The 23568-nt window shown below is 45.9% G+C and carries 17 protein-coding genes; 12 read left to right on the top strand and 5 right to left on the bottom strand.

Going from position 1 to position 23568, the window contains the following annotated elements; genetic code table 11:
• Together fadI and fadJ are read left to right on the top strand one after the other, a co-directional pair.
• On the top strand, positions 1–1218 hold a 1218-nt coding region (gene fadI / locus R7041_RS11220), incomplete at its 5' end, for an acetyl-CoA C-acyltransferase FadI (RefSeq protein WP_411978878.1).
• Positions 1218–3329, top strand: a complete 2112-nt coding sequence (fadJ, locus tag R7041_RS11215; protein ID WP_047104368.1) for a fatty acid oxidation complex subunit alpha FadJ — start codon at positions 1218–1220, stop codon at positions 3327–3329. The genes fadI and fadJ, both read left to right, overlap by 1 nt.
• 62 nt (positions 3330–3391) lie before the next feature.
• Here the strand turns inward: fadJ and R7041_RS11210 are convergent, their stop codons facing one another.
• A complete protein-coding gene (locus R7041_RS11210) occupies positions 3392–3646 on the bottom strand; it encodes a hypothetical protein (RefSeq protein WP_017635936.1) in 255 nt (84 codons plus the stop codon).
• A 168-nt stretch (positions 3647–3814) separates the two neighbouring features.
• Complete coding sequence (locus R7041_RS11205; protein ID WP_064368697.1) at positions 3815–6592, bottom strand: insulinase family protein; 2778 nt, start codon at positions 6590–6592, stop codon at positions 3815–3817.
• A 375-nt stretch (positions 6593–6967) separates the two neighbouring features.
• Here R7041_RS11205 and sixA point away from each other — a divergent pair, with 375 nt between their 5' ends.
• The gene (sixA, locus tag R7041_RS11200; RefSeq protein WP_005380537.1) at positions 6968–7432 is read left to right on the top strand and encodes a phosphohistidine phosphatase SixA; all 465 of its coding nucleotides are present in this window, start codon (positions 6968–6970) and stop codon (positions 7430–7432) included.
• A gap of 96 nt (positions 7433–7528) precedes the next feature.
• Here sixA and smrB read toward each other — a convergent pair whose 3' ends face one another.
• Complete coding sequence (gene smrB / locus R7041_RS11195; protein ID WP_005380539.1) at positions 7529–8059, bottom strand: endonuclease SmrB; 531 nt, start codon at positions 8057–8059, stop codon at positions 7529–7531.
• A gap of 62 nt (positions 8060–8121) precedes the next feature.
• Between smrB and prmB the strand changes: the two genes are divergently transcribed.
• Together prmB and aroC are read left to right on the top strand one after the other, a co-directional pair.
• Positions 8122–9054: a 50S ribosomal protein L3 N(5)-glutamine methyltransferase gene (gene prmB / locus R7041_RS11190; protein WP_005380541.1), complete on the top strand. Its 933-nt coding sequence runs from the start codon at positions 8122–8124 to the stop codon at positions 9052–9054.
• Positions 9055–9233: 179 nt separating this feature from the next.
• The gene (gene aroC, locus R7041_RS11185; protein ID WP_064368696.1) at positions 9234–10319 is read left to right on the top strand and encodes a chorismate synthase; all 1086 of its coding nucleotides are present in this window, start codon (positions 9234–9236) and stop codon (positions 10317–10319) included.
• A gap of 223 nt (positions 10320–10542) precedes the next feature.
• On the opposite strand, the gene R7041_RS11180 is transcribed toward aroC, so the two are convergent.
• Entirely contained in the window at positions 10543–11166 is a 624-nt protein-coding gene (locus R7041_RS11180) for a trimeric intracellular cation channel family protein (RefSeq protein WP_005380544.1), read from the bottom strand.
• Between the two features lie 332 nt (positions 11167–11498).
• On the opposite strand from R7041_RS11180, the gene R7041_RS11175 reads away from it, so the two are divergent.
• The 3 genes from R7041_RS11175 to R7041_RS11165 all read left to right on the top strand — a co-directional run bounded on the left by R7041_RS11175 (position 11499) and on the right by R7041_RS11165 (position 12989).
• Entirely contained in the window at positions 11499–12029 is a 531-nt protein-coding gene (locus R7041_RS11175; protein WP_064368695.1) for an elongation factor P hydroxylase, read from the top strand.
• Positions 12030–12054: 25 nt separating this feature from the next.
• Positions 12055–12318 (top strand): YfcL family protein, encoded by a 264-nt coding sequence (locus tag R7041_RS11170; RefSeq protein ID WP_005380548.1) that lies wholly within the window; start codon positions 12055–12057, stop codon positions 12316–12318.
• A 146-nt stretch (positions 12319–12464) separates the two neighbouring features.
• Positions 12465–12989 (top strand): NADPH-dependent FMN reductase, encoded by a 525-nt coding sequence (locus tag R7041_RS11165; protein ID WP_064368694.1) that lies wholly within the window; start codon positions 12465–12467, stop codon positions 12987–12989.
• Between the two features lie 76 nt (positions 12990–13065).
• Here the strand turns inward: R7041_RS11165 and mnmC are convergent, their stop codons facing one another.
• Positions 13066–15084 (bottom strand): bifunctional tRNA (5-methylaminomethyl-2-thiouridine)(34)-methyltransferase MnmD/FAD-dependent 5-carboxymethylaminomethyl-2-thiouridine(34) oxidoreductase MnmC, encoded by a 2019-nt coding sequence (gene mnmC, locus R7041_RS11160; RefSeq protein ID WP_064368693.1) that lies wholly within the window; start codon positions 15082–15084, stop codon positions 13066–13068.
• A gap of 128 nt (positions 15085–15212) precedes the next feature.
• On the opposite strand from mnmC, the gene fabB reads away from it, so the two are divergent.
• The 4 genes from fabB (at position 15213) to R7041_RS11140 (ending at position 23545) form a co-directional block, all read left to right on the top strand.
• Positions 15213–16424 (top strand): beta-ketoacyl-ACP synthase I, encoded by a 1212-nt coding sequence (fabB, locus tag R7041_RS11155; protein ID WP_005380557.1) that lies wholly within the window; start codon positions 15213–15215, stop codon positions 16422–16424.
• 340 nt (positions 16425–16764) lie between these two features.
• Entirely contained in the window at positions 16765–17898 is a 1134-nt protein-coding gene (locus R7041_RS11150; protein WP_005380560.1) for a 4-phosphoerythronate dehydrogenase, read from the top strand.
• On the top strand, positions 17895–18908 hold the full coding sequence (locus R7041_RS11145; protein WP_005380562.1) for an aspartate-semialdehyde dehydrogenase: 1014 nt from the start codon (positions 17895–17897) through the stop codon (positions 18906–18908). Before R7041_RS11150 ends, R7041_RS11145 begins: the two co-directional genes overlap by 4 nt.
• Before the next feature lie 197 nt (positions 18909–19105).
• Complete coding sequence (locus tag R7041_RS11140; protein ID WP_167415372.1) at positions 19106–23545, top strand: FimV/HubP family polar landmark protein; 4440 nt, start codon at positions 19106–19108, stop codon at positions 23543–23545.
• The last annotated feature ends 23 nt before the right edge of the window (positions 23546–23568 follow it).

The following is a 23568-nucleotide window of genomic DNA, read 5'->3' as shown; positions in this document are numbered from 1 at the left end:
TTTAGCCAAGTGCCAGCGGTCGATTTAGGGAAAATGGTAGTAAGCGAAATGCTTGCTCGAACAGATATTGATCCGAAGCTAATCGAACAAGTGGTATTTGGACAAGTAGTACAAATGCCTGAAGCGCCAAACATCGCACGAGAAATCGTGTTAGGCACTGGTATGAACATCCATACTGATGCATACAGTGTGACTCGAGCGTGTGCGACGAGTTTTCAAGCGGCGGTTAATGTCGCAGAAAGCATCATGGCGGGAACCATCGATATTGGTATTGCTGGCGGTGCAGACTCTTCTTCCGTCCTGCCTATTGGCGTATCAAAGAAACTGGCCGCTAATCTGCTTGCTCTTAGTAAGACAAAAACAATGGGTCAGAAGCTTAGTATCCTCAAAAACTTGAGCTTTAAAGACCTGATGCCAGTGCCACCAGCAGTAGCAGAGTACTCTACGGGTTTATCCATGGGACAAACTGCAGAGCAAATGGCTAAAACACATGGTATTTCTCGCGCAGAACAGGATGCGCTTGCACATCGTTCTCATACGCTGGCTTCTCAAGCTTGGAAAGAAGGAAAAATCCAAGATGAAGTGATGACGGCTTTCCCTGAACCATACAAAAAGTGGATTTCGGAAGATAACAATATTCGTCATGACTCAACGGTTGAGGGATACGCGAAATTGCGACCTGCGTTTGATCGTCAGTATGGCAGTGTTACGGCTGCGAACAGTACGCCATTGACTGATGGTGGTGCGGCAGTGATGTTGATGCGAGAAGGTAAAGCGAAAGAGCTCGGAATGGAGATCCTTGGTTACATCCGAGGTTATGCATTCTCTGCTATCGGCGTGGAAAAGGACATGCTGATGGGGCCGACTTATGCCACAGCGAAAGTGCTTGAAAATACAGGCTTGGAACTGTCAGACCTGACGTTGATCGACATGCACGAGGCCTTTGCTGCTCAAGCATTGGCGAATGTGAAGATGTTTGCTTCCGATAAGTTTGCTCAAGAAAACCTTGGTCGCTCAAAAGCGATTGGTGAAATTGATATGGATAAGTTCAACGTGCTTGGCGGATCAATTGCTTATGGTCACCCATTTGCTGCGACTGGTGCGCGTATGATGACGCAAACCCTACGAGAGCTAAAACGCCGTGGCGGTGGTATTGCATTGAATACCGCATGTGCTGCTGGTGGTCTTGGTGCGGCAATGATTCTGGAGGTTGAGTAATGAGCGAGCAAAAAGCATTTAGTCTAAAGGTTGATGAGCAAAATATTGCTTGGTTAGCCATCGATGTTCCTAATGAAAAAATGAATACGCTGCAGGCGGCTTTTGCTGACGAAATGAAAGAAATTTTTGCTCAGCTAAAAGACTCCAGTGGTATTAAAGGGATGATCATCCACTCCCTAAAACCGGACAATTTTGTTGCGGGTGCTGATGTTCGAATGCTAGAAGCATGCACCACAGCAAGTGAAGCGGAAGCCTTAGCAAGGCAAGGTCAGGATTTATTCCAGCAGCTATCGGACTTACCTTATCCTGTCGTTGCGGCTATTCATGGCCCATGTTTGGGCGGTGGTTTAGAACTGGCTCTTGCATGTGATTATCGTGTTTGTACGGATTCTGACAAAACGCGTTTAGGTCTGCCAGAAGTACAACTTGGTTTATTGCCAGGTTCTGGTGGTACTCAGCGTCTGCCACGTTTGATTGGCCTGTTACCATCGTTGGACTTGATCCTGACGGGTAAACAACTTCGTGCGAAGAAAGCTAAAAAACTGGGCGTTGTGGACGCCTGTGTGCCGGACACCATTTTGCTCGACGTAGCAAAACAGTTTATCGACAAAGGTAAAAACAAGGGTACGAAAAAGCTATCGACGAAAGAAAAGGTGATGTCTGGTAGCGGGCTAGGGCGCAAGTTTGTATTTGAGCAAGCTGCGAAGAAAACGAATCAAAAAACCCGTGGTAACTATCCAGCAACGGTTGCAATTCTAGAAGTTATTCAACATGGCTTAGAGAAAGGCTTCGCTAAAGGTCAAGAACTTGAAGCGAAGCGCTTTGGTGAGCTTGTGATGAGCTCAGAGTCAAAAGCGCTCCGTTCTATCTTCTTTGCCACAACAGAAATGAAGAAAGAGAACGGCACGGATGCGAAACCAGCACCAGTTCATAAAGTTGGTGTGCTTGGTGGTGGTCTGATGGGCGCCGGAATCAGCCATGTGTCTGTTGCAAAAGCAAAAGTACCTGTTCGCATCAAAGACGTCAGCAACGATGGCGTTTTAAATGCGCTCAACTACAACTACAAGTTATTTGAGAAACAGCGTAAACGTCGCATTCTATCCAAGGCCGATCTGCAAGCGAAAATGCTGCAACTGTCTGGTGGTGTCGATTTTACCAGTTTTAATCATATTGATGTCGTAATTGAAGCCGTTTTTGAAGACTTAGATCTTAAGCAAAAAATGGTGGCGGACATTGAAGCGAACGCTAAGACAGAAACTATCTTTGCGACCAATACTTCTTCGTTGCCTATCCACAAAATTGCTGAAAAAGCAGAGCGTCCAGAAAACGTAGTTGGTTTGCATTACTTCAGCCCAGTAGAAAAAATGCCTTTGGTGGAAGTGATTCCACATGAAACGACGTCAGATGAAACCGTTTCAACAGTTGTTGCACTTGCTAAGAAGCAAGGTAAAACCCCAATCGTAGTGAAAGACAAAGCGGGCTTTTACGTGAACCGCATTCTTGCTCCATACATGAACGAAGCGGCGCATATTTTGTTGGCTAACGAGCCGATCGAAAAGATTGATACGGCGTTGCTTGATTTTGGTTTCCCTGTTGGCCCGATTACCTTGTTGGATGAAGTTGGTGTCGACATTGGCGCAAAAATTATGCCGATCTTGGTTAATGAGTTAGGTGACCGATTCAAAGGGCCGGATGTGTTTGATATCTTGTTAAATGATGGACGTAAAGGACGCAAGAGTGGTAAGGGCTTTTACACTTACAAGGGTAAGAAGAAAGATGTCGACAAATCAGTTTACAAACTGCTTAAGCTCGACCCTGAATCTAAGTTAAGCGATAACGATATTGCGTTGCGCTGTGTGCTGCCAATGTTGAATGAAGCGGTACGTTGTTTGGATGACGGTATCATTCGCTCGCCACGTGACGGTGATATTGGCGCGATATTTGGTATTGGTTTCCCACCGTTCTTGGGTGGTCCGTTCCGTTACATGGACCAATTTGGCATTAAAGAGCTCGTAGAGAAAATGAATGAGTTTGCATCGAAGTATGGCGATCGTTACGCGCCGTGTGATGGTTTGCTTACTCGAGCTGGTGAAGGGACAACGTTCTATTAAATGGTGCTTCGGTAGAGAAAAAGGCTTGCCAGTGGCAAGCCTTTTTCATTAAGAAGAAATGGTTACTTCTTCTTGTCTTTCTTATCTTTATTGTGGCCTTTACCTGGGTTGTCGTCCCCGTGAACGCTGCTATTACCTTTTTTGTCTTTATCGTTCCACTGTTTCGAGGAGCAATCATCTGAGTTGATAGATACATTGTCTCCGCTAAGGCGCACACAGTCATCACTTAATTCGAAGCCATCGCCTTTGACTGAGATTTCAGCGTGAGCAGATGCCAATGGCAGTATAAGAGCCACAAGTAAAAGTGCTTTTTTCATGACTACCTCATTAAGTTATTTTTAGTGCGGGAATTAGAGCATAAGCCGTAATGGCGTAATTTCAATTTTCTGCTAATTATGGTGCCGATTCAATCTATGAGACCGACAATCTCACGGGGCTCTAGGTACATACTTAGTGTTCGACAATTTTATTTCTGCGCAACTAGATCACCCCAAGCCGCAATCTTTTGGCCGAAGTTGGAACTCTTCAATTGATCCAATTTCTTGTCCTAGATGGATGCGCGGAGCCTCCGAATGCGCCTGACCTTGAGAGTGCATGATCAAACGATTTGCAGTACGAGGTTTCAATTCGTTCACAACGAAGCGAATCATGTCTGCGCGCGTCAGCTTCTTCAACTCCGCCAGTACCTTGTCACGTTGGTTAAACTCAGTGTCCTTATTTCCTATCGCAACCCAAAGACGTTGAGCCCGTCCTCGAAGTGTGGTGTCCGGCGTTGCTATTTGGTTCCACAAGCCGCGCTTACTGCTGTGCCATTGGTAATCGTTTAACTCTAGCAGCACCATATAAAAGGCATTTAAAAACTCATCGATTGAGGTAACCAGCTCGGCCGGTGCTGCATTAGGTGACTGCACATACAGTACAATACCAGGGTGACGATTTAGCGGCATATTGCCAGTGCCTACCATGTAACCTAATTGCTGCTTGGTACGGATTTCGTGGAAAAACGTTGCCGACATAAGGTGATTGGCCAATGAGTATAGCGCGATACTACGAGGCTCAATATCCTCGCACTGGTGGTAAATAACGACCGCGGAATCTTGCTGGTTACAATGCACCTCACGTTGAAAACTGCCATTTTTACCTAGCATAATGAGCGGACGAAGTGCCTCTTCATAACGTTGCTCGTTAACTCTTAGAGCATCCTTCAAGGTCGTAGCCATGTCATGGGCTTGCTGGCGTTGCCAGTCTCCGTAAACAAACATTTCAACGTGCAGTTCTGCAAGAATGGATTCTACGAATACCGAGAGTTCATCGACTTCGATTTCTTCTAGCGCTTCGACTAAGGTTGCGAAAGGCGGGTTATTGGGTTGAAGTAACCCAGTAAGTGCGTTAAACAGCTGCGAAATAGGGCGATCTTGTGAAGCATTTCTCCAGTTTCGTAACAGTTGTTGTTTGATGGTTTCAAAGCGAGCAGGGCTGAAATCTCGAGAAGCAAAACGGTGCAGAATCATTTCCAGCAACTGAGGCAGCTTTTGACTGAACCCAGAGAGGGTTAAGGTCACGCCACCTTGGTGAGCGTACATGTTGTAACCCATCCCTGCGATTTCTGCTTGATAGGTTTCTTTTGCTAGCGAATCGAGGAACATCTCTACACATAAGCGCGTTTTGACGATGTTCTTTGGTGATGCAACGGCATGAGAGCTGTCGATAGCGACATAAACGACACCTTTAGGCACGCGAAATTCGTCATCTTGCAAATGCCACAGCCGAAACCCTTCTAGATCCTCAATCAACTCTGGCAGCGAGTCACCATTTTCGAGTGGCATGGGGTCGAGGTCGTAGCAAATATAAGGGTTCTTTTTCGGTAAGACGAATTGCCAGCTTGGGTCGATTTGTTGATAGAAACGACGTTGGTCTTCACTAAAAGGTGTGACGGAGTACGGGGTAAAGTACCATTCGGCAGTACGGTTGTATTCCAGGCCTTTAGCAATCAAAGTGACGCGTACATTATCGATGGTTAAGTATCGCAGCAATGAACGCTGTAACTCCTCATCGTAGCCCGCCATTTTGTAGTCACCATAAACCGTGTCTTCCGGTTGATAGTGCTGCATGTTGATCACCAGATGGCTGACGAGATCCATTGGGCGCGATGGCTCTTGGAAGCGGAAAGCCGATTCTAATACCGCTTGTTTTTCGAGATAGCGCCATTCATCTAACCCGTCTTGTTTGATCATCGAGAGGTATTGAAAAACCGCTTGAACGATATCATCAACATGATCTAAGCCGTTTGGCGTCAGGGTGCAGCTTACGGTAAAGTCTCGGTAGTTACTGCCACTCGCGCCGCCGCCCGCTGAGAGAGAGGTAATCCAGCCTTTTTCTTTGAGTTGAAGCATCAAACTGCCTTCTCCTTCATAACCCAACAGGTGAGCAAAGTAGGAGAGTGGCTTCACGCTATAATGCGCATCCATTCCCGGCATGGGGAATGTGAGAATCAGTTTACGGAACTCTTTGAGCGGCTCGACTTGAACCAAAATGCCCGTGCTTTCCTCAGTGCCTATCGGTACATCAATCGATTTTCCACGAAGGTGGTGATTTGGGATGTCGGCAAACATGGTTTCTACCCAAGCTTGCTGTTCATCGAGCGACTGTGGCCCAAATAGAGTCAGTGTCATCAAATCGGCGGAATACTGAGAGTGGTGAAACTCCATAATTTCGTCGCGGATGGATTTACCATCTCGGTCGCCAAGAGTATCTATGTTTCCGACAGAGAATTTTGAAAACGGGTGCTCTGGATTGATGACTTCTTTGTTAACTTGATACAGGCGACGAGAATCATCATTGAGTTTGAGCTTGTATTCGGAGTCGACAGCCTGGCGTTCTTTGTCTAATGCTTCTTCGTTAAACAAAGGTGCTGTAAAAAATTGGCTAAATCGATCTAAGGCACTTTCAAAGGCATTTGGAGCAATATTGAAAAAGAAACAAGTGTGCTCTGTACCAGTCCAAGCGTTGTTTGTTCCACCGTGTTGGCTAATATAGCTTTGAAACTCGCCCACTTTAGGGTATTTTTCCGTACCCAAAAAAAGCATGTGTTCTAAATAGTGTGCCAGACCTTGGCGATCGTTTGGGTCGTCGAAGTGTCCAACGTTCACTGCCAGAGCAGCTGCCGACTGTTGAGCTGTATCGGAATGAATCAGCAGTACACGCAGTTCATTGCTCAAGGTAATGTAGCGGTATTGATTTGAATCGTTAGGACTTAGATGCACGATGCGTCTCCAGATTTCGCATTACAGTAATTTAGGCTCCCCTCGCGGGGGGGCGCAAAGTTTGCGTTTCGACAAATACTGCTTGCCGTATTTTTGTTATTCGTAGACTTCTGCACAGGCCCATCGCGTTTGCGTATGGGTAAGAACTGTTTGAGTGAATGCTCTGAACTCATTGCACAGTTAAATAGTGTGATGAACTGAGTACATTCTTTTAATAGATTGTTAAGAAAGTCGCTATCTTTAACAAGCGAATTGGTATAATGAACAGATAATTATATCAGTATTTTTGTTTCGTCATTGTTAAAGTTAGCCCCGTCTATCTAATAAAGATAGCAGTCAACCTTTTGGTAGCGTTAGCTATCCCTAGGAAATAACATGAAAATATTCATCATGCGTCACGGTGAAGCCGAGCATTTTGCAGATTCAGACGCAGCACGACAATTGACCCCAAGAGGCAGAGTCGAATCAGAAGCGGTTGCTAGAGCCTGTAAAGAACAGGGTTTTGCGCAATTCGATAAAGTGTTGGTGAGTCCGTACATTAGAGCTCAACAAACTTGGCAAGAGATCAGTGCATATTTCTCTGCAAAAAGCATTGAAACTTGTGAAGATATTACACCTTATGGCCAGTCCGAGCATGTCTTCGATTTCGCAAGTGCGTTAATCGAAGTCGAACAATTGGACTCGCTTTTGTTCGTATCGCATTTGCCTTTGGTCGGTTATCTGACTTCAGAGTTTGTAAAAGACATGACACCTCCGATGTTTCCTACATCAGGCCTAGTGTGCATTGAATATGATTTACAAACACAAAATGGTGAAGTGCTTTGGCATATTACGCCATAAGTGTCTAAACCAAAATAAGCGTTTGCAAATTAGAGACAGAATAAGAAAGGCAGGAGATCCCTGCCTTTTCGTTTCGTCGTGTCTACAGCAAGCCTGTTACTTTTCAGGAATAGAAAGCAACACTAACAACGCACCATCACCACCAAATTCTAGTGGCGCTTGGTGAAAAGCCATAACGTCAGGATGCTGTGCTAACCAAAGTGGGGCTTTCTGTTTCAGGATGTGTTTCCCAATACCATGTTGCACACACGCACAATGAATCTCGTTTTTGATGCAATAGGCTATCATCGCACCAAGCTCGCGTTTTGCTTCTTGCTGTGTCATGCCGTGCATATCGAGGAACACGTCCGGTACATACACGCCACGACGTAGACGTTTGACTTCATAAGTGGAGACGTCGTCACGTGCATAACGAGTTGGACCTTCATCGTTTAATAGAGGGACAAACTCGTCTGAAAAGTAAAATTCAGAGTCACTCGCTTCACGGTTGGAGCGCTTGATTTCTTTTTGCTTAGTATTTTTTTTTGGTTGCTGGATTATGGTATCCTGTCGCAACTTTTTTACGCCCTGTACTGCTTCCTGAAACAAGGCGAAATCGTCATCGTTCTCGGTGTCTTTTTTGCTCATTAGGTAAACAATTTCATTAATAAACTTTATTGGCAGTATTGTAGCGCTTTTCGGAGGCAATTTTGGATAAGATTTTTGTAGAAGAAGCGGTATCGGAGCTGCATACCCTTCAAGATATGATTCGTTGGACGGTAAGCCGCTTTAATGCAGCGAACCTGTTTTACGGTCATGGTACTGATAATGCGTGGGATGAAGCAGTTCAGCTTATCCTACCAACCTTATACTTGCCGATTGATGTGCCTCCGCACGTATTGAACTCTCGCCTAACGACAAGCGAGCGTCTGCGTATTGTTGAGCGCGTAGTAAAACGCATCAACGAGCGTACGCCAACAGCATACCTAACAAACAAAGCATGGTTCTGCGGTCTTGAGTTCTTCGTTGATGAGCGTGTACTTGTGCCACGCTCTCCTATCGGTGAATTGATTCAAGCGGAATTCCAACCTTGGTTGGTGGAAGAGCCTACGCGCATCATGGACCTATGTACGGGTTCTGGTTGTATCGCGATTGCTTGTGCGCACGCTTTCCCTGAAGCAGAAGTGGATGCGATCGACATCTCTACAGATGCTCTACAAGTGGCTGAGCAAAACGTACAAGATCACGGTATGGAGCAGCAAGTGTTCCCAATTCGCTCTGATTTGTTCCGTGATCTTCCAAAAGAGAAATACAATCTAATCGTGTCCAACCCACCATATGTGGATGAAGAAGACATGAACAGCCTGCCAGATGAGTTCACGCATGAGCCTGAGCTTGGTTTAGCTGCGGGTACGGATGGTCTAAAACTAGTGCGTCGTATTCTTGCTAACGCGCCAGATTATCTAACAGATAACGGCATTCTTATTTGTGAAGTCGGCAACTCAATGATTCATATGATGGAACAGTACCCAGAGATTCCATTTACTTGGATTGAGTTCGAGAACGGCGGTCATGGCGTGTTTATGCTAACGCGTGACCAGCTGGTTGAGTGTGCAGAAGAGTTTAAACTGTACAAAGACTAATAGAGTCTTGCACTAAACATCAAAACACCGAGCTTTATGCTCGGTGTTTTTTTATGCATACCTCGCCGATATTAACTCTTTACATCAAAACGTAATAAAGCCACTATGAATCCACGAAGAATTGGAAAGCAGCTATGCTCTGTTTTGAGAGAGCGTGGCGATAAAAACTTGAGGAAGTAATGGCAGGAAACAGTATCGGACAACATTTCCGAGTGACGACATTCGGGGAAAGTCACGGTATCGCACTGGGATGTATCGTAGACGGATGTCCTCCGGGGTTGGAAATTACAGAAGCAGATCTACAAATCGATCTCGACCGCCGTCGTCCAGGCACATCACGTTACACCACACAACGTCGTGAACCGGATGAAGTTAAAATTCTTTCTGGCGTTTTTGAAGGCAAAACCACGGGCACATCGATCGGTTTGCTAATTGAAAACACCGATCAGCGCTCAAAAGACTACTCTGACATCAAAGATAAGTTCAGACCGGGTCATGCTGATTACACTTACCACCAAAAATATGGCATCCGCGACTATCGCGGTGGCGGCCGTTCTTCAGCTCGTGAAACCGCAATGCGTGTGGCGGCTGGTGCAATCGCGAAGAAATACTTAAAAGATGAGTTTGGTGTTGAGATTCGTGCTTACTTGTCACAAATGGGTGATGTATCTATCGACAAGGTAGATTGGAGCGAAATCGAGAACAATGCATTCTTCTGCCCTGATGCTGACAAAGTAGAAGCATTTGACCAACTTATCCGTGACCTGAAAAAAGAAGGCGACTCTATTGGCGCAAAAATCCAGGTTGTGGCAACTAACGTGCCTGTTGGTCTTGGGGAACCCGTATTTGACCGTTTGGATGCAGACATCGCGCACGCACTAATGAGCATAAACGCGGTGAAAGGCGTGGAAATCGGAGACGGTTTCGACGTGGTAAACCAAAAAGGCAGTCAGCACCGTGATACGCTTGCTCCTGAAGGTTTTGGTAGTAATCATGCGGGTGGCATTCTTGGCGGTATCTCGACTGGTCAAGACATTGTCGCTAACATTGCGCTTAAGCCAACATCAAGTATCACTGTGCCGGGTGAGACCATCACAAAAGAAGGTGAACCAACTCAGTTGATCACCAAAGGTCGTCATGACCCATGTGTGGGTATTCGTGCTGTGCCTATCGCAGAAGCGATGCTGGCAATTGTGGTGATGGATCATTTACTACGCCACCGTGGTCAAAACCATGGCGTACAAACCGAGACTCCAAAGATTTAAGAGCTTTGTGTCATTCCAGCGAGCTATAGCGAGACTAGGAATCTAATTTCAGCACGATGAAAAGAGAAAGAAACATCTCTGACAACAGAGTGCTCGGATAATAGATCCTGAATCATGCTCCTTCGTCGCTGTTCAGGATGACTGAATATAAAATTATGCCACTCACTGAATCGCGGGTGGCACAATTTTATCAGGCAACCTTTTTTGTTTAAGTAGTTTTTGCTTAATGAATCGAGCCTTCGGTTTCCAAATGGAAAGAAGGCAGACGCCACTTAAAGCGCACTGCAGCCATACGCAGCATGTAACCAGTAACCAGTGTAATAATAGTGGCAGTGACATCGGGAACATTGAATTCTAATAGCGCTAAGTACATTCCTGATGCGATAAGAGCGACAGAAGCGTAAAGCTCTTCATGCAGTACCAATGGTGTTTGGCGACAGATTAAGTCACGAAGTAGCCCACCGAATACACCAGTTACTAACGCTGAAACCATACAAATACCAGGGTGCAAGCCCATGCCCATCGCAATTTTTGTTCCGATGATACTAAACACGATTAAACCTAGTGCATCGAGGCGAATGAACAGACCTTTCAGCTTAATCACCCATTTCGCTAAACCTGTTGTTAGCACACCTGCAACACACGTAATTGCAAGGAACTCTGGGTTTTTTACCCAACCAAGAGGGTAGTGGCCTAATAGAATGTCACGTACGGTGCCACCACCAATGGCCGTTGCGCTGGCCACCAACATAACACCAAACCAGTCCATCTTTCTTCTACCAGCACTTAACGCACCTGTCATGGCTTCAGCCGTGATACCAATGATATACAACACACTTAGCAACATAGGGAAACACTCAACGTAAAAAGTCACTACGTTCTACGAGAATCAGCGTAGGCGAAGTAACAACACTTACAAACGGTTCTATCTCTCTTAAAAAGTGATTAAAACCAGCAACATGCTTGTAGTCAAACGGCTTAAAAATAGCGGTTTGAACGGCATCAAAATAAGGCGAGAGTGTAGTGGTAAATAAGTACGCTGACGAATGAGAAATTGTATGGAGAAAGCGACCTTCAGATAAATTCAACTAATAACCAAAAATGTGGGGGTGCCTTTACCTCATAGCTAAAAACAGCGACAATATGCAGCGCATGTCAAACTGAAGTACAAACTCGACGATGACCCACGAATACCAAGACTTAATCACCATTTTTAATGACACCTTTTTAGAACAATTTAATACGAAATTAGAGTTAGGTGGTGATGAGCCTATTTATCTTCCTGCTGATGATGAACACCCTCATCATCGGATTGTTTTTGCTCGGGGTTTTTACGCCTCTGCTTTACACGAGATCTCGCATTGGTGTGTGGCTGGTCCAGAGCGTCGTTTGCTGGAAGATTTTGGCTATTGGTATGAACCCGATGGGCGAACAGCAGAAGTTCAAGCGGAGTTTGAGAAAGTTGAAGTGCGACCTCAAGCTTATGAATGGATTCTGGCACAAAGCGCTGGCTTCCCTTTTACGGTGAGTTGTGACAATCTACACGGCGATTTTGAACCAGATAGGCTCGGCTTTATGCAAAAAGTACATAAAGAAGTGCTGGGTATTTTGGACGTTGGCTTGCCTTTGCGAGTGAAAATGCTTTCTGATGCCCTGCGCGCATTTTATCAAACTAAGCCACTGGAAGCGTCGGACTTTTGCGTTAAATAACCACTAATAACCTCAGAGATACACCATGATTATTGAATTTGAAGAAAAACTACTGGAACTGATTGATGCTCGAATTGAAACAGCATCTGACGATGAATTGTTTGCTGGTGGTTATTTACGTGGTCACATCTCTTTATCCGCGGCGTCTTGTGAAGAAGAAGGGATTAGCGATATTACTGAGCTGAAGTCACGCATTGAGAGCAGCTTAGAAGATGCGCGTACCGAGTTAAGCCCGGCCGATCGCGTGATTGTCAGTGATTTGTGGCAAGAGCTCCAGGCTCAGGCTTAATCCCTAAGCAGCGTTCTCCCTTTATTTAATCCTAGTAATTTACTACTTCGAAAAATTCGAACCTCTCCATAAAATTTTTGTGGTTGTAGCGAAACTGTTCAACTTTTATTCTGATCAGCATAAAACGTGAACAAAGGATTACAACCATGAAAATTGTCGCATTTGGTGCATCTACCAGCTCTACCTCAATCAACAAACTACTTGCTACATACGCAGCAAATCAAGTCGAAGGCGCTCAAGTGAATGTTCTAGACTTAAACGATTATCAAGCGCCAATGTTTAGCGAGGACAAAGAGAAAGAAATAGGTAAAGCTGAAGGGGCTGTCGCGTTTTTACGTGACTTGGCGGAGGCTGACGCTCTCGTTGTTTCCTTCGCAGAGCACAACGGTTCGTACCCAGCGGCCTATAAAAACTTGTTCGATTGGGCGACGCGCATTGAGCGTAATGTATTTCAAAACAAACCTGTCGTTTATTTAGCAACTTCCCCAGGTCCCGGTGGTGCACAAAGTGTTCTTGCGGCGGCGACAGGTTCTGCACAATTTTTTGGCGCGGATGTAAAGGCATCGTTATCTGTGCCGAGCTTCTACGAAAATTTTGACGTGGAATCGGGTAAGGTTGTAAACCCAGAAGTGGCAGAGCAAGTGAAACAGGCAGTTGCACTGCTGAAGTAATCTCAGTACGAGCGACTTAATGAGTTAGCGATTCCCGACACGTATCTGTGTCGGGAATTAAAACGAGAGAATATTCTTACAGCTCGGTAATGGCTTTGCCTTTTCTTAGTTTACGAACCCACATTCGACTTGGGTGAAGTTCGGTCAATACATCAACAGGTAATGGCAGCGGGTCCCCACAGATCTGGGAGGCCAACACTTCAGCTAATAATGGTGCAGAGCTCAGTCCACGAGATCCTAAACCTAAGAAGCAGAATAGGTTAGGGTACTGATGAATGGTTTCTACCTCTTCTTCTTTTTGATTTTGTAAGTTGGCGTATTGCGTTTTGATCGTCTCAAAGTCACCCACATTCCCGACAAATGGTAAGTGATCTCGGCTAACACAACGAATACCTTGGCGAGATTGGTTACCAGTGATATCTACCTCTTTTGCCCATGTTTGATTCGGTACACATTTCACTAGCTTTTCCGCATTATCTTTTTGGGCGTTTTCATCAAATTCGTAGTCAAGGTGACTGCGGTCGTAGCTTGCACCGATACACAAGTGTTGATTACTTGGGTTAACAGGTGTCATGTAACCGTCGTAACACAACACCGTTTTCAGCTGACTCAGCGTTCCGGTTGCTGGCGCATGACTGACTTGTCCTTTCACTTGTCCCATAGGTAGGGAAGCGGTTTGACTCAATGTCTGGAACTCATGGCCGTTCGCAATCACAACCGTTGAGTGCTCAAATGTTTGACCACTCGCCGTTAGTAGCCAGAGCTGACGCTTTTCATCCCAATCTAATGCCTCAACATGGTGTTCAAACTTCGTTGAGAGTAACGACGTCTGCTCCAATTGTTTAATTAACCCACGAGTTAACTCGGCAGGGCACAGCCACCCTCCCATTGGGTAGTGCACAGATGCCATATCAATAGGTAACCCGATAGTGTTCGCAGTCTCCTCGGCGGACAGCTTTTGAATGAGCTCTGGTGTGAAGTTACCCGTAAGTATTTTCTCCAGTTTGTCTGTGGATTTGTCATCCCACATCAACTGAGTCACGCCACACCAGTCATGATCAAAATCGATCTCTTGTGCTGCTTGTTCAACAAACTGACGTGCGAACAAAAATGCAGGAGCAAACACTCGTGAAACACCCGTGTGCGGGCCATTAAGCAGTGGATAAACGGCTCCTTGTCGATTGCCTGAAGCTCCTTTGGCTGGTTGTTTGTCTTTACAGTAAAGGGTGACGTTTTGGCCACGACGAACTAACGTTTTCGCTAACGCCGCGCTAGCTATACCACCACCAATGATGGCAATCGAATCAAGATTGCTAGATGCTGAGCGATTGAACCAAGGGAGATGGTTCGACTGCTTTTCACGTTGCTCCATAGAGCCGGCGATCATTTCTCGCTTAGTGCCGAAACCTTTCACCTTTTTCATTGTAAAGCCAGCTTCGTTCAAACCACGACGTACAAAGCCTGCTGCGGTAAACGTGGCAACTGTACAATCTTGCTTGGCTAGCTTTGCCATGTTGTTGAACAGGCCTTGGTTCCACATTTCTGGGTTTTTGCTTGGCGCGAATCCATCTAAGAACCAAGCATCAATCAAACCTTGTTCGTTGTATGGAACTTGCGGCATGCAGTCTTTAATGTCACCAAACCAAAGGTCGAGTGTGATTGCGCCGTCTTCTAAAACAATGCGATGACACTCCGGCACAGCGGCAGGGTAGTGCTTTTGTAACTTTTCCGCGTACTCAGCTAGCTCAGGCCAAGCTTCATGCGCCTTCTTTAAATCGGCTTTGCTTAATGGGTATTTTTCAAAGCTAATAAAATGCAGCTCTTTCAATGTTGCGTCCGGATGCTGACGACGAAACTCACTAAACCACTGGCATACTGCTAAGAAGTTTAATCCCGTGCCAAATCCTGTTTCACCAATGACAAAACGTCTTTGGTCAAATTCCTGCCATCTTTCTGGGAGATGATTTTGTTTTAAGAAAACGTAGCGTGTCTCTTCAAGACCGTTTACGTTAGAGAAGTAAACATCATCAAATTGGTCTGAAACCGGAGTACCAGCTTCGTTCCAACCAAGTTCTGCGTTTTTTATTGAAGTCATAATGGTGCAAATTTGTGATTTGGCGCGGTAAGAATGGGGCGATTGTACGAATTTATGGGAAAGCTGACCACTTTTGTTGACTATCTTAGTTATCATCTAGCGGATTTTTGAATTATAGGAATGTCATAATGAAACGAGTCGTAATCACCGGTATGGGTATTGTTTCAAGTATCGGTAACAACGTCGAAGAAGTTCTAGCGTCTCTTAAAGCGGGCAAATCTGGCATCACTGCATCTGAGCAGTTCAAAGAACACGGTCTTCGTTCGCAAGTATGGGGTGACCTAAAAATCAACCCGGCGGAACACATAGACCGTAAGCAGATGCGCTTTATGGGTGATGCGGCTGCTTATGCATACCTATCAATGGAGCAGGCAATCGCAGACGCTGGTCTTACAGAAGAGCAGGTTTCAAACGATCGTACCGGTATCGTTGCAGGTTCTGGCGGTGCTTCTGCATACAATCAAACGGTAGCGACAGACACGATGCGCGCCAAAGGCGTAAAGCGAGTTGGTCCTTACATGGTTCCTCGTACTATGTCTTCTACTGTTTCTGCTTGTCTTGCTACGCCATTTAAGATTCGTGGCGTGAACTACTCAATGAGCTCTGCATGTGCAACATCTGCACACTGTATCGGCCATGCTATGGAGCTTATTCAACTAGGCAAACAAGATATTGTTTTTGCTGGTGGCGGCGAAGAGCTAGATTGGTCTCAAACTATGATGTTTGATGCGATGGGCGCACTGTCAACCAAATACAATGACACGCCAGACAAAGCATCTCGTACATACGATGCAGACCGTGACGGTTTTGTTATCTCGGGCGGTGGCGGCATGCTGGTTATTGAAGAACTAGAGCACGCACTGGCACGTGGTGCGAAAATCTACGGTGAAATCGTAGGTTACGGTGCGACATCAGATGGCTACGACATGGTAGCGCCATCAGGTGAAGGCGCAATTCGTTGTATGAAGATGGCGATGCAAGACGTTGATGGTGTGGATTACATCAACACGCACGGCACATCGACACCAGTTGGTGACGTGAAAGAGCTTGGTGCTATCCAACAATTGTTTGGTGAGAACAGCCCTGCAATCTCTGCAACAAAAGCAATGACTGGCCACGCACTCGGCGCAGCGGGCGTGCACGAAGCAATTTACTCAACACTTATGCTAGACAAAAACTTCATTGCTCCAAGCATCAATATTTCAAACTTGGACGAAGCAGCACAAGGTCTGGACATCGTGACAGAAGCACGTGATGCAGAGCTAACGACCGTAATGTCAAACAGCTTTGGCTTTGGCGGCACAAACGCAACTTTGGTTATTAAAAAGTACCAAGGTTAACTGAATTTGTTGGCGCCTTGCGAGAGTACTGTAAACGCCAACAATCCAGTTTCCAGAGCTTGATCAGTCACACTGATCGAACAGACGCAGACTCTATCCCATGGAGAGCGGGATAGGATCCTTTTGTTCTGGAACTTTGCCCGGCTATTTAGCCGGGCTTTTTCTTTTCTCTGTTTCTGCTTTTCTCTAGGCTTCCCGTCAATCGATTCTATAGGAGTTACCTCCTTGAGGTTTATTGGTGTTATATCTTGAGATTTTTCGGGAAAAGGGCACAATCGCTTTAGTTTCGCATCTTGCGAATAAACGAACTCTTACAAATGGATGTTAGAACGCTGGCGCTATGAAAATTATTGTTGATGAAAATATGCCGTATGCTGAAGAACTATTCAGCCAACTCGGTAACGTAATTCTAAAACCAGGTCGTACACTGACCGCCGATGATTTAGTGGATGTTGATGCCCTAATGATTCGCTCAGTCACCAAAGTGAATGCTGACCTGATCAGCAAAGCAAACAAGCTGAAGTTTGTTGGTACGGCCACGGCAGGCATGGATCATGTTGACCAAGCACTCTTAAAAGAGAAAGGCATTTTCTTCACTGCGGCGCCAGGGTGTAACAAAGTGGGTGTGGCGGAATACGCGTTCAGCGTGATGATGGTGCTCGCTCAGCAACAAGGTTTCTCGGTATTTGACAAGACGGTAGGTATTATTGGTGCAGGCCAAGTAGGTAGCTACCTAGAGAAATGTTTGAAAGGCATGGGTATTAAAGTTCTCATCAATGACCCATTCAAACAAGAGGCTGGTGATCCTCGTAGCTTTACTCCGTTGACAGAACTGATTGAAAGCTCAGACATCATTACACTACATACGCCAATCACCAAAGATGGCCCATACCCAACGCATCATTTGATTGATGAGAAGGTATTAAATGGTCTCCGCAGCGATCAAATTTTGATTAACGCGGCTCGAGGTCCCATCGTTGACAACGCTGCTTTGAAACAACGTCTTTTGAAAAATGATGGCTTTACAGCGGCACTCGACGTATTTGAATTTGAACCAGAGGTTGATATGGAGCTTCTGCCTCTGCTAGCATTCGCAACCCCTCACGTTGCAGGCTACGGCTTGGAAGGGAAAGCTCGCGGTACAACGATGATTTTCAACAGCTACTGTGAGTTCTTAAATAACGAATTACGTGCGCATGCCAGCGATTTACTGCCAACCGCGCCTGTTCCTACTATGGTATTGGACAGAGCTTGGGACGAAGCAACACTGCATAACATCACGCAGTTAATCTATGATGTGCGTAGAGATGACGCTCTTTTCCGCCGTGAAATCAGTAAGCCAGGCGCTTTTGACCTGATGCGTAAAAACTACTGGGATCGCCGTGAATACAGCGCTGTCACGCTAGTGGGTAACAAAACATGTAACCTTGCTCCATTAGCAGAACTAGGTTTTCAGATTGAGGTAAGTCAATGAGCCAGCAATATAATGTTGCCATTTTAGGTGCGACCGGTGCGGTCGGTGAAACAATTTTGGATGTGCTTCAAGAGCGCAAATTCCCAGTAGGCGAAATCTTCCTACTCGCGAGTGAGCGCAGCGAAGGCAAGACTTACCGCTTCAATGGTAAAACGGTACGCGTTCAAAACGTAGAAGAGTTCGATTGGTCTCAAGCGCATATCGCACTGTTTTCTGCTGGTGGTGAGCTATCAGCCAAGTGGGCTCCAATTGCCGCTGATGAAGGCGTGATTGTTATCGACAACACATCACACTTCCGTTACGAGTACGACATTCCTCTTGTTGTGCCAGAAGTAAACCCAGAAGCGATTGCAGAGTTTCGTAACCGTAACATCATTGCGAACCCGAACTGTTCAACCATCCAAATGTTGGTGGCACTAAAACCAATTCACGATGCGGTGGGCATTGAGCGTATTAACGTATCAACCTACCAATCGGTATCTGGTGCAGGCAAAGCGGGTATTGATGAGCTAGCAGGTCAAACGGCGAAGCTGCTAAACGGTCTGCCTGCAGACAAGAAGCAATTCTCTCAACAGATCGCGTTTAACTGTATTCCACAAATCGATCAAATGATGGAAAACGGCTACACCAAAGAAGAAATGAAAATGGTGTGGGAAACACAGAAGATCTTTAACGATCCATCAATCACAGTCAATCCAACGTGTGTACGTGTTCCTGTATTCTACGGTCACGCAGAAGCACTTCACATTGAGACTCGTTCACCTATCGATGCACAAGAAGTCGTTAACTTGCTTGAACAAACTGACGGTATCGAAGTGTTCCACGGTGAAGACTTCCCTACACAAGTTCGCGATGCGGGCGGTAAAGACCATGTAATGGTTGGCCGTATCCGTAACGATATCAGCCATCATAGCGGAGTAAACCTGTGGGTTGTTGCTGATAACGTGCGTAAAGGCGCGGCAACTAACGCGGTGCAAATCGCAGAAGTTCTGATCCGCGATTACTACTAAGTCGTTTACAATTCATTTCAAAGCCTCGCACAGTGCGAGGCTTTTTTGTACGAACGAAACAAAATAGTGTGAGATTAGTACGAATATGGCGAGAGCCACACATTTTTTATTCTCAACGCTATAGTTTTGCATGCGATATCCGATATATTTAACCGATCACCATTTCAAATTGTATTTAGCACAAAACTGAGCCTTCTATGCGTCAAAATTATAAGCGTTTGTTAGCAGCCCTTGTGTTGATGAGCGCGACTCAGACATCATCAGTGGTTCAAGCCGAAGGAATTCGTCTTGTTGGACCGTCTGGTGAAGTGCAATCATCTCCGAGCTATGCTGAAGATATTGAGCGAGCATTACCTGCTCCTCCTGCGAATACTCAACCGTCACGTTTCTTTGGTCCGACTGGTGAAAATCAAACACTATGGTCGATCGCTTCAGAATTACGACCTTCACGCGGTGTTACCGTTCAACAAACGCTTCTTGCCATTTACCGAATTAACCCTCAAGCGTTTGAGAACCAAAACATTCATGAATTGATCCCAGGGAGTCGGCTACGAGTACCTTCTCTAGAGCAAGTGCAAAGCGCGACCACAGCGCAAGCTGTTGCGATTATGAAGGCGCATGAAGCTAAGTTAAAACAGCCGAAGCCGACAAATAGAGCGACGCCAGCACAACGAGTCACCGAGCAACCAAAGCCACAAATTAAAGTAGAACCCAAACCTGCGGCTAAGCCAGAGACAGTGGCAGCAACGGAGCCAAAACCAACTCCGAAAACAATACCAGTCATCCCTGCGCCACCAGTAACCACCTCTCCGCAGGGAGAAAAGCAGGTCAGTGCGCTAAAGGACAAACTTCAAGGCTCACAAAGTGAATTAGAGTCATTAGAAGAGAAGAACCATCGTCTTCGATTGATGCTGTCAGAAGTGCAAAGCGAAGTCGAAACTTTGAAAAGCGAGCTGAATGACGAAGAACGCATTCGCTCAGAAGTCGAGAAACTGCTTGCAGAAGAGCGCCAGCGCCTTGCTGAACAACAGCGCATGCAACCAAGCACCATGGACAAAATTTTGTCTAATGGTTGGCTTGTTGGTCTTGCGGCATTAATTCCTGGTGCTTTGATTGCGTTGCTAGTTGTTATGCTTCTTGGTCGACGCTCTAAAGCGAAAGGGGAAGAAGCGGCTGCACAGGAACAGCAAAACGTTGATCCTCTAGCGGCGCCAATCGGTTTAGCGGCGGCGGATGAGCTTGATGAAGAGCTCACGCTTGATGATGAATTGTTTGCAGATGAAGATATCAACACACAGTCTTTACAAGAAGAGAAGTCAGATTTAGAAGAAGACGTCTTTGCTAACCTCGACGATGAAGAACTTGATTTCAATCTGGAAGGGGACGATGACCCATTTGCAGATATTGGCGATGACGGTGACCTAGATGTTGGTCTGGATGAGTTTGAGTCATCGAACAATGGTATCCAAGTCAACGGCGAAGAAAAAGCGCTTGGTTTAGAAGAAATGGAGCGAGCCTTAGATGAGGTTGCTCCAGAACTAGAAGTGCTCGATGACGATGAGTCTGGCTTCGATCTTTCGGATGATGTGAATGAGAAATCAGACTCGCTTTCAGACGACGCATTTGCCGAGTTACTTGCAGCCGATGAGCCGTCAGAAGAGTTACCAAGTGACACTGTCGACCAGGATATGCTTGATGACTTGTTTGCTGAACTTGGCAACGATGACTTCGATTTAGATACTGATGAGCCTGAGTTAAAACAGCCCGTTTCGGATGATGACTTTAGTGTAGGAGAGGCATCTGACGACGATATCGATAAGCTATTGGCCCAGTATGAACAACCGGCTAGTGAATCGGAAGTTCGAGAAGCTGACGCCAATGAAGGTCCTGTTCTAGATGAAAACAGTACAGAGCTACTCGATGAACTCATTGATTTTGATGAAGATGACACAGACGAGTTTGATCCACTAAACGAGCTAGAAGCAATCTCTGGTTTTGAAGGTGATGACTCGATCGAAGAGTTAGACGCAGATAGCACAGACTTACTGGATGAACTCATTGATGATGTTACCTCTGAACTTGATGAAGAGACTGAAGCTGATTTAGATCCGTTTGATGATCTGATTCGAGAGGACGAGAGCCCAGAGCTGAATAAATCGGAAGAGGAAGAGTTACTGAAATCACTTGGTTTTGGTGAGCCAGACGCCGACGAAAAGCCATCTTCCGTAGTTGAGTCAGAACAAACTCATGAAGATCAGGACATTGAGTCTGGATTGGACATCGACGCTTTATTAAGTGAAAGCCAACCAGACACGCAACAAGCTGCAAAAGAGCAACCATTAACCGAGCCAGAGGCTGCTTCAGAGCCATTTAGCAGCGATGAATTTCTTGGTGATTTAGAGGACCTCTCACCAGAGAATGATCCTTTAATGAGCGAGCTAGACGACCTATTTGAGTCAGACAGTGAAGAACTTCTGCCAACAGAACAAGAAAAAGCGGATTTTTCTGCTGAACTTGACGCTCTATTTGATAGTGAAGACGATTTACCGCAGCAAGTTGAAAAAACACAAACGGAGATAGAGGAAGCTTCATCACTACAACAAGAGGCTACCGATACTGATTCAACACAAGAACCATCCGTGGAGTCCGGTGCTGAGGTACAGCCTCACGTTGAGCAAGAGGAAGACATTCCAGCCTTCACGCCGACACCAAATACAATAGAGAATGAATTCGGTGTTCCACAAGAAGAAGATTGGCTACTGGATGAGCCTGAATTGGAGCCGGAAACTGAGTCGACCAACGATTCAGAAGAAGAATTCAATTTTGATGAGCTAGATCTTCCAGAATTCAGCGAAGAAGATGCTCTAGCATCTATGGCTGGCGAACCTGCGTTAGAAACGTCCGAGTCCGTTGAACCAGAACAAATTGAAGCCGACTTGCCAGCTGAGTCCGAAGAAGAGTTCAATTTTGACGAGCTGGATCTTCCTGAGTTTAGTGAAGAAGACGCATTGGCGTCCATGGCTGGCGAACCTGCGTTAGAAACGTCCGAGTCCGTTGAGCCAGAACAGGTTGAAGCAGACTTGCCAGCTGAATCAGAAGATGAATTCAATTTTGATGAGCTCGATTTGCCAGAGTTCAGTGAAGAAGATGCACTGGCGTCTATGGCTGGCGAACCTACGTTAGAAACGTCCGAGTCCGTTAAGCCAGAACAAGTTGAAGCCGACTTGCCAACTGAGTCCGAAGAAGAGTTCAATTTTGATGAGCTCGATTTGCCAGAGTTCAGTGAAGAAGAAGCACTGGCGTCTATGGCTGGCGAACCTGCGTTAGAAACGTCCGAGTCCGTTAAGCCAGAACAAGTTGAAGCCGACTTGTCAGCTGAGTCCGAAGAAGAGTTCAATTTTGACGAGCTGGATCTTCCTGAGTTTAGTGAAGACGACGCATTGGCGTCTATGGCTGGCGAACCTGCGTTAGAAACGTCCGAGTCCGTTGAGCCAGAACAAGTTGAAGCCGACTTGCCAACTGAGTCCGAAGAAGAGTTCAATTTTGATGAGCTCGATTTGCCAGAGTTTAGTGAAGAAGATGCACTGGCGTCTATGGCTGGCGAACCTGCGTTAGAAACGTCCGAGTCCGTTGAGCCAGAACAGGTTGAAGCCGACTTGCCAGCTGAGTCCGAAGAAGAGTTCAATTTTGATGAGCTCGATTTGCCAGAGTTCAGCGAAGAAGATGCCTTGGCGTCGATGGAAGAAGAGCCAGAATTACCGAGCTCTGAGACTGCAGATATAGAACCAATCTCCGGTGAGGATGAAGAGTTAAGTTTTGACGACCAAGATCTTCCAGAGTTCAATGAGGAAGATGTTCTCGCGTCAATGAACGAGGGTGCGCCAGAGAGCCCTAAGGTTGAAGCAGAGACATCGAGACCAGCTATTCAAGCCGATAACGATCATGATGCTTTGTTTGAAGTATTTGCGCAGCAAAACGGCTTTGATACTGACCCAGAAGTGCAGCCAACAGCGACAGAGGGTGAGCCGCTCAGTAATTTGGATGATGAATCATCAATGGCTAACCTTCTTGCGGAAGACGCAAACTCAGAAGTATTTGAAGGTAAACTAGACAGTGACACCATCGCAAGTGCAGGTATGGATTTTGAAACCATGCTTGATGTTGGAGATGATTGGGATGGCTTTAAACCCGCTGCTGATAACGTAAGTTCTACTGAAGAAGTGCCTGAGGACCAGCGTGATGTTTGGAATTCGAGTGATGCACTAAGTCAGCCAGAGATCGCGCAAGAAAACTGGGCAGAGCAAAGCGACTTGGATGACTTCGACCCGAAGAAAAATCAATTTATGACGATTGATGAATTGATGGCTCAGGTCGACAGAGAAGGTGGTGAGTTCGAAGAAGAAGACCTTAAGCTCGATGTCGGATTGAACGAGTTTCCAGATGTTATCGGCGAGATCGGCGATATTGACGTAGATAACAATGCTGAAGCGGCTGGGAAACTGGATTTGGCTAAAATCTATCTCGAGATGAACGATTCTCAAGGGGCGATTAAACTACTAGAAGAGGCGATTGTTTACGGTGAGGATGATATTCGCCGCGAAGCAAAAAGCCTGATTGACGCCATTAATGGCCGATAAACCGAAACAAAAGGGTAGCGTTT

The organism is Vibrio sp. 1751, from assembly GCF_033339895.1.
GTDB classification, from domain to species: Bacteria; Pseudomonadota; Gammaproteobacteria; order Enterobacterales; family Vibrionaceae; genus Vibrio; species Vibrio alginolyticus.
Note: the sequence above shows the minus strand (reverse complement) of the source record. Positions and strands in the feature narration are given on the sequence as shown.

Coding starts and splice junctions, on each gene's coding strand:
- fadJ (WP_047104368.1), top strand. CDS start 1,218: ATGAGCGAGCAAAAAGCATTTAGTCTAAAGGTTGATGAGCAAAATATT.
- R7041_RS11210 (WP_017635936.1), bottom strand. CDS start 3,646: ATGAAAAAAGCACTTTTACTTGTGGCTCTTATACTGCCATTGGCATCT.
- sixA (WP_005380537.1), top strand. CDS start 6,968: ATGAAAATATTCATCATGCGTCACGGTGAAGCCGAGCATTTTGCAGAT.
- smrB (WP_005380539.1), bottom strand. CDS start 8,059: ATGAGCAAAAAAGACACCGAGAACGATGACGATTTCGCCTTGTTTCAG.
- aroC (WP_064368696.1), top strand. CDS start 9,234: ATGGCAGGAAACAGTATCGGACAACATTTCCGAGTGACGACATTCGGG.
- R7041_RS11180 (WP_005380544.1), bottom strand. CDS start 11,166: ATGTTGCTAAGTGTGTTGTATATCATTGGTATCACGGCTGAAGCCATG.
- R7041_RS11175 (WP_064368695.1), top strand. CDS start 11,499: ATGACCCACGAATACCAAGACTTAATCACCATTTTTAATGACACCTTT.
- R7041_RS11170 (WP_005380548.1), top strand. CDS start 12,055: ATGATTATTGAATTTGAAGAAAAACTACTGGAACTGATTGATGCTCGA.
- R7041_RS11165 (WP_064368694.1), top strand. CDS start 12,465: ATGAAAATTGTCGCATTTGGTGCATCTACCAGCTCTACCTCAATCAAC.
- mnmC (WP_064368693.1), bottom strand. CDS start 15,084: ATGACTTCAATAAAAAACGCAGAACTTGGTTGGAACGAAGCTGGTACT.
- fabB (WP_005380557.1), top strand. CDS start 15,213: ATGAAACGAGTCGTAATCACCGGTATGGGTATTGTTTCAAGTATCGGT.
- R7041_RS11150 (WP_005380560.1), top strand. CDS start 16,765: ATGAAAATTATTGTTGATGAAAATATGCCGTATGCTGAAGAACTATTC.
- R7041_RS11145 (WP_005380562.1), top strand. CDS start 17,895: ATGAGCCAGCAATATAATGTTGCCATTTTAGGTGCGACCGGTGCGGTC.
- R7041_RS11140 (WP_167415372.1), top strand. CDS start 19,106: ATGCGTCAAAATTATAAGCGTTTGTTAGCAGCCCTTGTGTTGATGAGC.